A 13,217-nucleotide genomic window follows, 5' to 3' on the forward strand; every position below is an offset into this window, starting at 1 on the left:
AGGTTTCAAGTGCTCGAGAGCCTTGAGGCCTATTTTTATGCTCGAAAGAGGAGAATGGCCGTGAATGGCGTAATCAGCGAAAATATGGTAAAATAGCGTGATATGAGGTGATAGATTGTATCGGAAAATTCAGGGCTTGCGCGTGCTCAAGCTTCTTTTATATTCTGTATTGCTGGTCATGGGCGGGCTCTTTGTGCCTATTTTATTTGCCTTTATACCGGCCATGTTTTTATCGGAGATGCGCTTTCAGGGCGTGCTTCCCATTTCCGGGGTCTTCGTCGGCGCCTGCGCCTTAATCGGCCTGTTGACGGATCCCCTGTTGGGTCTCACCATCTTAACGGTGATGGGCCCCTTGATTTTAATTTTAGATTACTGTATGCGCACGGATCGTTCCGTGGACACGACCATGGCTTTGGGAACCTTGCTTTTTCTCGTGAGCTTGGGATTTATCATGTACCGCACGGGAACCTATCAGGCCATCGAATCCGGCGAGCTCATGAAAAACTTCAGCGCCGTTCAGGGAGAGATTCTGCAAAGGGCCTCTCTTACGGAAACGGAACAGGCGCGCCTGGCCATGACCTTTAAGACGACCATGAATCGGGCCATGGATCTTTTGCCTGCGTTCTTCCTGCTTTCGGGCCTGGTCGTCGTGTATTTGTCCTATCGCATCAGCGGGCGCAACATGCGCATCGGCGGCGAAAAGGTGATCTGTCCGGGTCCCTTCTTTCTTATGCACCTGCCTCGGGTGCCGGTCTTGATTTCCGTGGGCCTTTTGGGGACGGCCTTGGCCATGAATTACTTCATGGCTTTGGGCATCGAGCCCTATATTTTAAACGGGCTGGTGGTCGTGGTGAGCCTCTTGGCCTGCCAGGGCATGAGCATCGTAAACTTTTACCTGCTCCGCTTCGTGCCTTCGCCGTTTTTACGTGGGCTCATCATGTTCTTTGTCTTGGTGGTGCCCGTGGGTCAAATGGGCCTTGCGGCTCTGGGGCTTATCGATCAATTCATCGACGTGCGGAGCATAGAGGGAGCGTAGGCCATGAACGAGTCATTTACACTGAAAAACTTTTACTTCTATTTAATTGTCATCGCTTTTCTCACGGTGGCGGTCTTTCCCTATAATCCGGTTTTGGGAACCATCGGCGTCATCGCCTGGGTGCTTACGGCATCCTATGCTTACCGCAGCGTGAAAAAATACAATGGCATTGTTAACGACCAATTCAACAATTTGCACAAGGATTTCGAAAAGATCACGGAGCGCACGATTTTCTCCATGCCCTTTCCTCTGGTGGTCACGGATCGGGAGGGAACCATCGTCTGGCACAACAGCCTTTTCGGCGAGCTCTTCGACGCGGAGATTTTAAAGGGAAAATCCCTGCCCGCCTACATCGAGGATTTGGCCGACGAGGAGACAGGCTTAAAGGCCGTTGAAAACGGCACGGAAGTTGAGATCAAAGAGCAGCCTTACCGGGCCTACAACAGCGTGGTGGATTTTCAGAAAAACGGCAAGGAAGATGTGCTTTCCCTTTTCTATTTCGTGGACCACAGTCAGTACCGGCACATGGAACGCCTCTACGAAGACGAAGGCGGCGTGGTGCTCGTCGTGGAAGTGGACAATTTCGATGAAGTGGTGGACGGGGCGCCTACATCGAAAAAACCGCTGTTAATCGCGGAAATCGACCATCGCATTAACGAATACTTCCGCTCCCAAAACGCCTTGGTGCGCAAATTTCAAGAGGACATGTACCTGGTGGTCCTGCGGAAGGTGGACATTCTGCCCATTGTAGAGCAGAAGTTCGACATTCTGGACAAGATTCGGGAGATCGACGTGGAAAACACGGTGAGCGTCACCATTTCCGCCGGCGTCAGCCGCCCGGGGCTGTCCTTTATCGAAGCCTACAAAGAGGCGGACACCTGCCTGGACGTGGCCTTGGGCCGGGGCGGAGACCAAGTGGTCTTAAAAAATGACGAAACCTACACCTATTTCGGCGGCAAGTCCAAAGCCGTTGAAAAGCGAAACAAGGTGAAGGCCCGTGTCTTGGGCATCGCCCTCAGGCAACTCATCGACAAGTCCAATCGGGTCTTCGTCATGGGGCACAAGAACGCGGACATGGATGCCATCGGCGCCGCCGTGGGCGTCATGCGCGCCGTGCTCAATCAAAACAAAGAGGGCTACATCGTTTTGGACGATGTGAATCCTTCCATCGAGGTTTTGATCAAGGTCATGAAGCGGGAAGAGCCGGAGCTCTTCAAGCGAATTGTTTCCGGGGAATATGCCGAGGAGGCCATTCGCCAAGGGGATTTGGTGATCCTCGTGGACAATCACAAGCCTTCTTTTACGGAATACCCGCCTCTTTTGGAGCGCACCTCCAATGTGGTGGTCATCGACCATCACCGCAGAGGCAGCGAGTTTGTGGCGGATCCCGTGCTTTCCTACGTGGAGCCCTACGCCTCGTCCACCTGCGAGCTTATTACGGAAATGCTCACCTATATGTATGACGACACGGAGCTTACCAATTTCGAAGCCAACGCCCTGATGAGCGGCGTGGTAGTGGATACGAAAAACTTTACCTTTAAAACCGGCGTGCGCACCTTCGAGGCCGCATCGGTCCTGAAGCGGGCCGGCGCCGACATGAGTCAGGTACGCTACTTCTTCGAAGACGACTACGACACCATCGTCTCTAGGGCGGAAGTGGTGCACAATGCCAGGATCATCTTCGACAACATCGCCATTTCAAGATTGGAAGAGGACATGCCCAATTCCGTACTCGTTAGTGCCCAGGCGGCAGACGAGCTCTTGGGCATTCACGGCATCAAGGCTTCCTTCGTCTTGACCAAGAAGAAAGAAGTGATCCACATTTCCGCTCGAAGCTTCGGCGACATCAGCGTGCAGCTTATTTTGGAACAATTAGGCGGCGGCCACTTGAACATGGCCGGTGCCCAAGTAAAGAGCGACGACATGGACGCCGTGGAAAAACAATTAACCGACGCCATTGCCGATTATTTAGAAAAAGATAAAGGAGAGAAAGAACAATGAAAGTGATCTTATTAAAGAACGTGGACAAATTAGGAAAAGAAGGGGACTTGGTAGAAGCGAAGAGCGGTTACGCGAGAAATTTCCTCTTGCCGAACAAGGCCGCCATCGAAGCCACGCCTGAAAACATGAAAAACTGGAAGGAAATGAAGGCGAAAGAAGCCGCCGACGAAGCGGCCCGCGTGGAAGAAGCCGAAGCCCAAAAGAAAGAGCTCGAATCGAAAGTCGTGGACTTAAAGGCCAAGGGCGGCGCCAACGGCAAACTTTTCGGCGCCATTACAGCAAAAGACATCGCCGATCGCATGAACGCGATTTTCGGTGTGAAGATCGATAAGAAAAAAATCGTCCTCTCGGAAAACATTAAGACCACGGGCAAACACAAAGTCACCGTCAAACTCCACGGCGACATTACCGCCGACGTGGATGTGGTCATCGACGCGGAATAATGGCCGAGAGGGTAGAGGGGCGGATGCCGCCCTACGACGAACAGGCCGAGGCGTCGGTTTTAGGCGCCATGCTTTTGGACAAAAGCGCCATTACCACGGCAGTGGAAATCATTCACGCCGAGGACTTTTACTACGATAGCCACAAGGCCATCTTCGAAGGGATTTTGCGCCTCTACAACAAAAATGAGCCCGCCGACATGATCACCCTGTCCGATTTTCTGAAAAAAAACGGACAGCTGGAGGCCGTCGGCGGCTATACTTATTTAGGCAGGCTCACCTCAGGCGCCGGCGCCGTGAGCAATACGGAAGCCTACGCCAACATCATTAAAGAAAAATCCACTCTGCGGGCCTTGATTCGCGCGGGGAGCGAAATCGTAGAGGACAGCTACCGGGACGACGACGAGGTCGGGGCCATTATCGAAAAGGCGGAGAAATCCATTTTCGACATTACCCAGGATAATCAGCGCGGCGGCCTCATGAACATGGAAAATGTCATGGTCACCACCTTCGAAGTGATGCAGAAGCGTTCGGAAAACAAAGGCGGCCTCACGGGACTGACCACGGGCTTTATCGACTTGGACCGAAAGACCTCCGGCATGCAGAAGGCGGACTTGGTCCTTCTCGCCGCCCGTCCCTCCATGGGAAAGACCGCCCTTATGGTCAACATCGCCACCAACGCCGCCTTAAAGGCCAACGCCACCGTGGCCATGTTCTCCTTGGAAATGAGCCGCAATCAATTGTCCCAGCGGATCTTATCGTCGCTGAGCCACGTGGATCTCATGAAAATTATTTCCGGGGACTTAACCACGGAGGAATGGTCCAAGGTCATCGAGACCATGACCTATATGAACGAAATGGCCATCTACATCGACGACACGGCGGGGATTACGCCCCTCGAGGTCAAGGCCAAATGCCGCCGACTGAAGGCGGAAAAAGGATTGGATCTCGTGGTCATCGACTATTTGCAGCTTATGGAAGTGGGCGGTCGCGCCGAAAGCAGACAACAGGAAATCTCCGCCATCTCCCGTCAACTCAAGGGGATCGCAAAGGAACTGGATGTGCCGGTTATCGCCCTGTCGCAACTTTCCCGTGCGCCGGAAATGCGCGCCGATCACCGGCCCATCTTATCGGACCTTCGGGAATCCGGGGCCATTGAGCAGGATGCGGACATCGTCATGTTCCTGTATCGGGACGAATACTACAATCCCGACACGGAAAAACAGGGCTTGGGCGAGCTGATTATCGCCAAGCACCGAAACGGCCCCACGGGCACGGTGGAACTCTTGTTTAAAGGCGAATACACGAAATTTGTGAACCTGCAAGCATAATCGGAGGAACTATGGATATAATAAAAGTTATTTTACTGGGGATCGTGGAAGGAGTGACGGAATTTCTTCCCATCTCCAGCACGGGCCACTTGATTCTGGCCCACGAATTTATCGGCCTTCAGCCGCAGAGCTTTCAAAACGCCTTCGACGTCTGCATTCAGCTGGGCGCCATTTTGGCCGTGGTGGTTCTGTACTTTTCAAAGCTCTGGCCCTTTCAGCGGGAAGAGGGAAAAGTCGTGGCGGAAAAAGACACCCTCGTGCTGTGGCTCAAGGTCATCGTCGGGGTGATCCCTTCGGCGGTTTTAGGCTTTTTGTTCGACGACTTTATCGACGAGCATCTCTTTAAGCCTCAAGTGGTGGCCGCCACCTTGCTGATCTACGGGATCCTCATTCTCGTCATCGAAAATCGAAACGAAGAGAAGCATGTGAAGGCGAAAGTGGGAAGAGTGGAAAATATTCCCTACGCCATGGCCTTTGCCATCGGCCTCTTTCAATGCTTGGCCATGGTGCCCGGCACGAGCCGAAGCGCCGCCACCATCTTAGGGGCCCTGCTTCTCGGCGCGAGCCGCGGAGCAGCGGCGGAATTTTCATTCTTCCTCGCCATTCCCACCATGTTCGGTGCCACCTTATTAAAAATCGTGAAAAACGGCCTGGCCTTCAGCGCCTACCAATGGTTTTTAATCGCCCTGGGCGCCGTGGTGAGCTTCGTCGTGGCCGTGGTGGTCATTCAAAAATTCATGGACTACATCAGAAAGCGGGATTTCAGAATCTTCGGTACCTACCGAATCCTTCTGGGCCTCATCGTCTTTCTGTACTTCACATTTTCGTAAAAGCGCGCGGAGATCCGCGTGTTTTTTATTTGATAAGAATAGGTTCTTTACTTCCATAACTGAAATAGCAAACAAGCGAATGACACGCCCTTGAAAAAATAGAATATACTATATACTAAAATTCAGATAGTAAAGGGCCAGCGTTAAGGGCGACGTCGGATCATTGTTGTAATGCAGCTTTGAATAAAAGAGGAGGAGATTTTATGGCAAAGAAAAGAAAAATCACTTTAGTTATGATCTTATGTTTGATGCTCGCGCCTTTTTCATCTTATGCGCAGGGACCGAAGGAAATTACCGTGTACATTAACGGGCTTAATCAAAATGCGAGTCAGTACGGTGTTGAAGAAACGGCTCCGGTTCGGAAGGGGCGAACCTTTTTACCTCTCGAGCTGTTGGAGCAATCTCTTTCCTATTCCGTAAGTGTGGATTCGGACAAGCAATCTGTCCTAATCAAAAAAGATGGGATTCAGGTAGCCATGACACTTGGCGACAAGAACTATCGAGTGCAAAAAGAAACAAAAACCATGGATGTCGCACCTTTCTCTGAAAAGAACCGGATCTATGTCCCTGCGCGTTTTGTGCAAGAGGCTTTCGGGGCAAAAGTTGAATGGGACGGCAAGAACCGCGTCGTCATCATTGCCGGAAATAGGGGAGAAGAGGAGTCGGAAGACTCCTATACCGAACTGAGCAAAGTGGGTTTAAAAGCGATCGTACCAGAAGAATTTGACATGGTGGATCTCCACGGACAGTACATTGTTTCTTGGAAGGAATTTATGGGCCAGTATTCAGAGACACCGGCGACGTTGTTTACGATAAAAAAGACTTCAGAGCCATCGGAGAATATCGAAGACCGACTATTGGATTATCGAAATGGAAACTATGTATTTGCCGAGTTTGCAAAAGACAGACAATATAGCCGGGCCATCGATGAAGCCATCGAAGGAATGCTCGCAAGTATAAGGTCCATAGAAAGAAAAGATGATTAAATTTAGGAGTCCGGCAGATGCCGGGCTTCTTTCGTTTTAAAATGATAAGTGAAAAAAGAGGGATGAAGTCGATAGCGGACACAGCAGTATAGAAAAGGGAGGAAAGCAGATTCTGCGGCGAAAGGGCTTTTGTGCCGCCGTTTTAGCGGTAATTTCCATTGAGAATCTTTCTTATTCCCTTGAAAAGGAATGGAACCGGTGTTATAATTCATTGATGAGATAAATTTTCATTGGAAGGCAAGTGCCTTTTTCTTTTGGTTCTTGACTGATAACCGTTATTATAAGGAGATGCATATGAATTTAATCGTTGCGCCGAAAAACGTGGATCTGAAGGTGCTAAGGGTGCGGGATCAAAAATTGGACAAGAGCCAAATTACCCATTTGCAGAACATGGGCTTTGTGGAAGGCGCCAATTGCCGCGTCGTGTCGGACGTGCAGGGCTCGGTGATCGTCGTCATCAAGGGCGTGCGCGTCGGCTTGGGCAAAGATTTGGCTGAATGTATTCGAGTGACAATGTGAGGTGTAGGATGAATTTAAATGAAGCGTCGGTAGACAAGTACTACGTAGTGAAGAAAATCAACGGGCAGGGCCCCTTGAAGCGCCGCATTATGGACATGGGCATTACGAAAAACACCGTGTTGTTCGTAAGAAAATTTGCTCCCTTGGGGGACCCCATTCAATTAACCGTGCGCGGTTATGAATTGAGCCTTAGAAAGGCCGATGCGGAGCTTGTTGAAGTGGAAGAAACTCAAGGACCGAAGGGGGAAGAGGCGTGAGAATTGCATTAGCGGGCAACCCGAACAGCGGGAAGACGACCCTATTTAATGCCTTGACCGGCTCCCACCAATTTGTCGGGAACTGGCCGGGCGTTACCGTCGAAAAAAAAGAAGGGCAGTACAAAAAGGATACAAGCATTACCATTACTGACCTTCCCGGTATTTACAGCCTGAGCCCCTACACACTGGAGGAAGTGGTCAGCCGGAAGTATTTATTAAACGAAAAACCGGAAGTTATCATTAATATTATCGACGGGGTGAATTTAGAGCGAAATCTCTACTTAACCACCCAATTGTTGGATTTAGGCATCCCCGTGGTCGTCGCCGTGAACCGCATGGACGTAGTTCGCAACAAGGGCGACGTCATCGACCGCTCCGGCCTGGAAAAGGCATTGGGTGCGCCGGTAGTGGAAATTTCCGCATTGAAGAAAGAAAATCTCGACGGGCTCATGGAAATGGCGAAAAAAGTCCACGGCACCGCCGCGGAGAACCACGTCTATTACGACGAGCACTTGGAAGATGCGGCGAAGTCTATTTACGACATCGCCCCCTCCGTGGGCGCATTGGACGCCAAGCGCTTCTATGCCTTGAAGCTTATCGAAGGGGACCAAAAGCTCGAATTGAATCTGAGCGCCGATCAAGAAAAACAGATCGCCGCAGTGATTTCCGAGCTGGAAGAGTATTACGAAGACGACGGCGAAGGCATTATGACGGAAATGCGCTACAATGCCATTGCAGGCATCGTCGAAGGCAATTACAAGCAAGGCAAGCGGGGCATGAGCACCAGCGACAAAATCGACGCTGTGGTCACCAACCGCATCCTGGCACTGCCCATCTTCGTCATCATTATGACCGGCGTCTACTACATCAGTGCCAGACTTGTCGGCGGCCCCGTTACCGACTGGGTCAACGACACCCTGCTGGGCACCTATGTCGCCGACGCCATCAGCAATGTCGTCTCGTCAATGGATACGGCACCGTGGCTTGAATCCCTCGTTATGGACGGGATCGTCGCCGGGGTCAGCGCCGTCTTGGGCTTTTTGCCTTTGATCGCCACCCTGTACTTCTTCCTCGCCATTATGGAAGATGTGGGCTACATGTCCCGTATCGCCTTTATCTTAGACAGAATCTTTAGAAAATTCGGTCTCTCGGGCAAGAGCTTCATTCCGATTCTTATCGGTACCGGCTGCTCCGTTCCCGGCGTCATGGCCACACGTACCATCGAAAACGAAAACGACCGCCGCATGACCGTCGTCGTGGCAAGCTTTATGCCTTGCGGGGCAAAAGTGAACCTTATCGGCCTCTTCGTCGCCTCTTTCGGCTTCTGGTACTTCTTGCCCATCGCCTACTTCTCCGGCATCATCGCCGTTATTATTGCGGGCTTAATGCTCAAGAAGACTTCGATCTTCCAAGGCGATCCGGCACCCTTCGTTATGGAACTTCCGGAATACCACATTCCCTCGGCAGAAAATGTCTTTAAGAGCGTATGGAGCCGCTGCAAAGCCTTCGTGAAAAAGGCCGGGACCATCATTCTCGTCGCAAGTATCATCATTTGGTTCTTGCAAAACATTTCCGTCCACGGCGAATTCGTAGAATTTGCGGAAAACCAAGACAGCATTCTCGCTGCACTGGGCAAAATCATTGCCCCCATCTTCATTCCTTTGGGCTTCGGCACATGGCAAGCCACCGTGGCCAGCATCACCGGCCTCGTAGCCAAAGAAGCCGTGGTCTCTACCTACGGCATCATCAACGGTGTCGCCGAAGGTGCCAGCTTAAACGCCTACGTCGCCACCCAATTTACCTTCCTCGGCGCATTGGCATTTATGCTCTTTAACCAATTAAACGTTCCTTGCTTCGCCGCCACCGGCGCCATTCGCGAGGAAATGCAATCGAAATTCTGGACCCTGTTCGCCCTGACTTTTCAAACGGGCTTCGCTTATGCCATCGCCCTCATCGTCTTCCAAATCGGATCACTGTTGACCGGCGGATCCTTCACTGTATGGACCGGCGTGGCCTTCGTCCTCTTGGCAGGAATTATTTGGGCCATTGTGAGAAAACCCCGAGTCAAGGACGTACCCATCGGTCGCGAACAATTAAATTAAGGAGATACTATGGGAACCATTATTGTACTGGCTGTCGTCTGCTTGGCTATCTTCGGCGCTGTCCGCTCCATGCGCAAGTCCCATGAAGAAGGCGGATGCTGCGGCTGCTCCCAATGTGGGACGGCAAGTTGTGATCATGAACACGATCACAGCCACAGCCACTAATAGTAAATGATAAAGAGGATGCTTCGGCATCCTTTTTTCTTCCCTTTACACTGCAAAATTCAAACTGATTTACTATGATATGTGAAAAATCGTCGGAAAAGATTGTATTTTTTTCAATTAGGCCTTGAAATCCTCTGTGATAATGATATAATGACTTCAGAAAGAAAACATAATGTGTTTAGGTATTAGCACGCTGCACATACCTGACAGAATCTAGGAGGTTTACTTATGGCACATAAAATTACTGACGCATGCATCGCTTGTGGCGCTTGCAAACCCGAATGTCCCGTTGACTGCATCTCTGAAGGTGGCGTTTACTCCATCGACGAAAGTGCTTGCATCGACTGCGGTTCCTGCGCAGCTGTATGCCCCACCGGCGCTGCACAACCCGAATAAAAATCGGATCTAAAAAAAGACGTTCTCCGCAAGGACGTCTTTTTTTATGGGAAAATTAGTTAACTACCTTTTTTTCCACAGCTGTGATATACTACCATCAACGATATAGGGCGACGATAAGGAGCAGTAGAAGATGTAACCCGAAAGAGAGCCTGCGGTTGGTGTGAGCAGGCGGGAGCAATCTTTGAATCCGCCTTTGAGCCCGGCAATGAAGTGAACCGGAAACGGTTAATTTGGGTGGCAACGCGGGTCCGTCTCGTCCCATAGGGGATGAGGCGGCTTTTTTAATGGAGGTAATTATGTTAGACATTCGTATGATTCGTGAAAACCCCGACTTGGTAAAAGAAAATATTAAAAAGAAATTCCAAGAAGACAAACTTCCCCTCGTCGACGAAGTCCTCGAGCTGGATGTAGCCAATCGGGCAGCCAAAACCGAAGGCGATGAGCTGCGCGCCAAGCGCAACGCCCTGTCGAAATCCATCGGCGGCCTGATGAAAGACGGAAAAAAAGACGAAGCGGAAAAAGTAAAGGCCGAAGTCAAGGCCATTAACGATCGCATCGAAGAATTGGAACTGGAAGAAGGCAAAAAATCCGAGCGCATTCGGGAAATCATGCTGGTCATTCCTCAAATCATCGACGACACCGTGCCCATCGGCAAAGACGACACGGAAAATGTGGAATTGGAACGCTTCGGCGAACCGGTGGTCCCCGATTACGAAGTGCCCTACCACGTGGACATTATGGAATCCGTGTCGGGAATCGACTTGGACAGCTCGAGAAAAACCTCGGGCAGCGGCTTCTACTATCTGCGCGGCGACATCGCCCGCCTGCACTCCGCCATTTTATCCTACGCCCGGGACTTTATGATCGACAAAGGCTATATCTACCACATTCCGCCCTTTATGATTCGCGGCGACGTGGTCAGCGGCGTCATGAGCTTCGCTGAAATGGAAAACATGATGTACAAAATCGAAGGGGAAGATTTGTACCTTATCGGCACCAGCGAACACTCCATGATCGGCAAGTACATCGACTCCATTACGGAAGAAGCCACCTTGCCTCATAAGCTCACCAGCTATTCCCCCTGCTTCAGAAAAGAAGTGGGCGCCCACGGCATCGAAGAGCGGGGCGTCTATCGGATTCACCAATTCGAAAAGCAAGAAATGATCATCATCTGCAAGCCCGAAGACAGCAAAGATTTCTACAACGAACTCTGGCAAAACACCGTGGAATTTTTCCGCACCATGGACATTCCCGTGCGTACCCTGGAATGCTGCTCCGGCGACTTGGCCGATCTCAAGGTCAAGAGCTGCGACGTGGAAGCCTGGTCGCCCCGTCAACAAAAATACTTCGAAGTGGGCAGCTGCTCCAATTTAGGCGACGCCCAAGCCCGCCGCTTAAACATCCGCATCCGCGGCGAAGACGGCAAGCTCTACCTGGCCCATACCTTGAACAACACCGTGGTCGCACCGCCGAGAATGCTCATCGCCTTCTTGGAAAACCACTACCAAGAAGACGGATCCATCTTTATTCCGGAAGTGCTCCGTCCCTACATGGGCTTCAAGGAAAAAATCGAAAAGATCGACTAATTAAATACTGCAGGGAAGGAGAAGCGCTCCTTTCTCGTTGCGAAAAGGCCCCGTTGATTCGGGGTCTTTTTTAGTGGGAACGAATTTGTCGGGAAAAAATCTTTTTCTAAAGCCTTTAATTGTTTAAAAAGAAAGTAAATGATACAATTAAATCATAGAAATACATAAAATTTTACACCAAGGAGGTACGTAATGAGAAGACGGACATTTAAAACAGTTGTCGTTGCGTTTCTGCTTTTGGCGTTGTTGATCCCCACAACCGTTGCGGCAAATGGAACCGGCAGTTTGCCGCCGGATGCCGGAGTAAGCAAGGTTACCATCAAAATCAACGGCAAAGTTCAACAAATTCCGAAAGAAATGGGCAGAGCCTATATTAACAAACGGACGAGCAGAACCATGGTGCCCATTCGCTTTGTAGCGGAAAATCTGGGCAACAAAGTCGAATTTGTCGAAAGACAGGCCGACCATCCAAAGGGGGCTGTCCTCATTAAATCGGATTCAAAGACGATCTACTTTGCCATCGGATCGGATCAATACGAGATCTACGGCGACAAAACCCAAAGAGGCGTATTGGACACGCCGACGGTGCTTGCCGGCAATCGCACGTACGTGCCCCTGCGTTTCGTATCCGAGGCCCTGGGCTACAAGGTCGATTGGGTAAATCGCGAAGTATTGATTCAAAAAGACCCTTCGAAGACGCCGGAAGGGAACAAAGGGCGGAATTCCGACAGAGGCAATAAAGGAAATGACTATGGACGAGGCGGCTCACAAGAAAAGCCGGTTAAACCCCAACCGCGGACCGTCGATTCCGCCACCGACGACAGCCTTGCCCATTATTACACCGTGGCTTATGCAAATTACAGAAAAAGCTTAGGCCTTGGCGAAGTGGCTCGGACACAGGAGTTGGATCGTATCGCTCAGAAGCGTGCAGATGAAGAAATCCAACAACTGGCCACAGACGGCACCTTCGACCATAAATCCCCGGCGAATCTGCTTCGCGAAAATTACCTCGGCGAAAATTTAATCGGCTGGACCTACGCTTCCGACAAGCCGATTCGGGATGCCTTCACAATCTGGAAAAAATCCCCGGGCCATGATAGAAATATGAGGTCGCCCAGTGCCGTCGTTTATGGTTATGCATATAAGGTGGCAATAGTCGATGGTAAGCCTTGTGGCATTGCGTGCTTTGTATTTTCCAGTTTCGATCGATTTAGTAAACCTAAAGATCCCTTTAACACCGATGGTCCTACCGACACCGGCAATCCATTCAATAACGGTGGCTCTTCTAAACCCGACGGTGACTCTGTAACGACTGAGAAGGACAAGAAACCTGAAAAGAAGCCGGAGAAGAAACCGATCGAGTGGAAGATTGAAGCACATGTAAGTGATAAAATTCAAATTGTAGGAGGCAATTAAGTAGCTGACAAGGCGAATTAACAAACAATTGTATTGTAAAAGATCATTTCCAATCTACTGACAAACCTCGGATAGAATCCGGGGTTTATCTTTTCAATTCAAACCAACATGTTCATGAATCATTCGAAAAGATTTTCCTGCCTATTACT

13 protein-coding genes and 1 other annotated feature are annotated in these 13,217 nt (G+C 50.5%); all 13 genes read left to right on the forward strand.

The features are described 5' to 3' along the window. Positions 1–115: 115 nt before the first annotated feature. The 13 genes from OCV31_RS04585 (at position 116) to OCV31_RS04645 (ending at position 13,068) form a co-directional block, all read left to right on the forward strand. Complete coding sequence (locus OCV31_RS04585; RefSeq protein ID WP_148473021.1) at positions 116–1,036, forward strand: DUF2232 domain-containing protein; 921 nt, start codon at positions 116–118, stop codon at positions 1,034–1,036. Positions 1,037–1,039: 3 nt separating this feature from the next. Continuing rightward, entirely contained in the window at positions 1,040–3,037 is a 1,998-nt protein-coding gene (locus tag OCV31_RS04590) for a DHH family phosphoesterase (RefSeq protein WP_148473023.1), read from the forward strand. Beyond that, entirely contained in the window at positions 3,034–3,480 is a 447-nt protein-coding gene (gene rplI / locus OCV31_RS04595) for a 50S ribosomal protein L9 (RefSeq protein WP_148473026.1), read from the forward strand. Before OCV31_RS04590 ends, rplI begins: the two co-directional genes overlap by 4 nt. Continuing rightward, on the forward strand, positions 3,480–4,808 hold the full coding sequence (gene dnaB / locus OCV31_RS04600) for a replicative DNA helicase (RefSeq protein ID WP_108831073.1): 1,329 nt from the start codon (positions 3,480–3,482) through the stop codon (positions 4,806–4,808). Before rplI ends, dnaB begins: the two co-directional genes overlap by 1 nt. Before the next feature lie 11 nt (positions 4,809–4,819). Further along, positions 4,820–5,638 carry an undecaprenyl-diphosphate phosphatase gene (locus tag OCV31_RS04605; protein WP_148473028.1) on the forward strand — a complete coding sequence of 273 codons (819 nt, stop codon included), beginning with the start codon at positions 4,820–4,822 and terminating at the stop codon, positions 5,636–5,638. A gap of 203 nt (positions 5,639–5,841) precedes the next feature. Beyond that, on the forward strand, positions 5,842–6,624 hold the full coding sequence (locus tag OCV31_RS04610; RefSeq protein WP_148473030.1) for a copper amine oxidase N-terminal domain-containing protein: 783 nt from the start codon (positions 5,842–5,844) through the stop codon (positions 6,622–6,624). Positions 6,625–6,918: 294 nt separating this feature from the next. Beyond that, on the forward strand, positions 6,919–7,143 hold the full coding sequence (locus OCV31_RS04615; protein WP_148473032.1) for a FeoA family protein: 225 nt from the start codon (positions 6,919–6,921) through the stop codon (positions 7,141–7,143). Between the two features lie 8 nt (positions 7,144–7,151). Beyond that, a complete protein-coding gene (locus OCV31_RS04620; protein ID WP_148473034.1) occupies positions 7,152–7,400 on the forward strand; it encodes a FeoA family protein in 249 nt (82 codons plus the stop codon). Beyond that, positions 7,397–9,502: a ferrous iron transport protein B gene (gene feoB, locus OCV31_RS04625; RefSeq protein WP_148473036.1), complete on the forward strand. Its 2,106-nt coding sequence runs from the start codon at positions 7,397–7,399 to the stop codon at positions 9,500–9,502. Before OCV31_RS04620 ends, feoB begins: the two co-directional genes overlap by 4 nt. 9 nt (positions 9,503–9,511) lie before the next feature. Continuing rightward, positions 9,512–9,667, forward strand: coding sequence for a FeoB-associated Cys-rich membrane protein (locus OCV31_RS04630; RefSeq protein ID WP_148473038.1), 156 nt, complete (start codon positions 9,512–9,514; stop codon positions 9,665–9,667). A gap of 228 nt (positions 9,668–9,895) precedes the next feature. Then, positions 9,896–10,063, forward strand: a complete 168-nt coding sequence (locus OCV31_RS04635; protein ID WP_148473040.1) for a DUF362 domain-containing protein — start codon at positions 9,896–9,898, stop codon at positions 10,061–10,063. A gap of 104 nt (positions 10,064–10,167) precedes the next feature. Further along, positions 10,168–10,330: a binding site (T-box leader), on the forward strand. Positions 10,331–10,362: 32 nt separating this feature from the next. Further along, positions 10,363–11,652 carry a serine--tRNA ligase gene (serS, locus tag OCV31_RS04640; protein ID WP_148473042.1) on the forward strand — a complete coding sequence of 430 codons (1,290 nt, stop codon included), beginning with the start codon at positions 10,363–10,365 and terminating at the stop codon, positions 11,650–11,652. A 192-nt stretch (positions 11,653–11,844) separates the two neighbouring features. After that, on the forward strand, positions 11,845–13,068 hold the full coding sequence (locus OCV31_RS04645) for a stalk domain-containing protein (RefSeq protein ID WP_148473044.1): 1,224 nt from the start codon (positions 11,845–11,847) through the stop codon (positions 13,066–13,068). Positions 13,069–13,217 lie beyond the last annotated feature (149 nt).

The organism is Aedoeadaptatus acetigenes, assembly GCF_025566985.1.
GTDB classification, from domain to species: domain Bacteria; phylum Bacillota; class Clostridia; order Tissierellales; family Peptoniphilaceae; genus Aedoeadaptatus; species Aedoeadaptatus acetigenes.

Excerpts from the sequence above, each read along its gene's own strand:
- OCV31_RS04590 (WP_148473023.1), top strand. The coding sequence starts at position 1,040 with ATGAACGAGTCATTTACACTGAAAAACTTTTACTTCTATTTAATTGTC.
- rplI (WP_148473026.1), top strand. The coding sequence starts at position 3,034 with ATGAAAGTGATCTTATTAAAGAACGTGGACAAATTAGGAAAAGAAGGG.
- OCV31_RS04610 (WP_148473030.1), top strand. The coding sequence starts at position 5,842 with ATGGCAAAGAAAAGAAAAATCACTTTAGTTATGATCTTATGTTTGATG.
- OCV31_RS04615 (WP_148473032.1), top strand. The coding sequence starts at position 6,919 with ATGAATTTAATCGTTGCGCCGAAAAACGTGGATCTGAAGGTGCTAAGG.
- OCV31_RS04620 (WP_148473034.1), top strand. The coding sequence starts at position 7,152 with ATGAATTTAAATGAAGCGTCGGTAGACAAGTACTACGTAGTGAAGAAA.
- OCV31_RS04605 (WP_148473028.1), top strand. The coding sequence starts at position 4,820 with ATGGATATAATAAAAGTTATTTTACTGGGGATCGTGGAAGGAGTGACG.
- OCV31_RS04630 (WP_148473038.1), top strand. The coding sequence starts at position 9,512 with ATGGGAACCATTATTGTACTGGCTGTCGTCTGCTTGGCTATCTTCGGC.
- serS (WP_148473042.1), top strand. The coding sequence starts at position 10,363 with ATGTTAGACATTCGTATGATTCGTGAAAACCCCGACTTGGTAAAAGAA.
- dnaB (WP_108831073.1), top strand. The coding sequence starts at position 3,480 with ATGGCCGAGAGGGTAGAGGGGCGGATGCCGCCCTACGACGAACAGGCC.
- OCV31_RS04645 (WP_148473044.1), top strand. The coding sequence starts at position 11,845 with ATGAGAAGACGGACATTTAAAACAGTTGTCGTTGCGTTTCTGCTTTTG.
- OCV31_RS04635 (WP_148473040.1), top strand. The coding sequence starts at position 9,896 with ATGGCACATAAAATTACTGACGCATGCATCGCTTGTGGCGCTTGCAAA.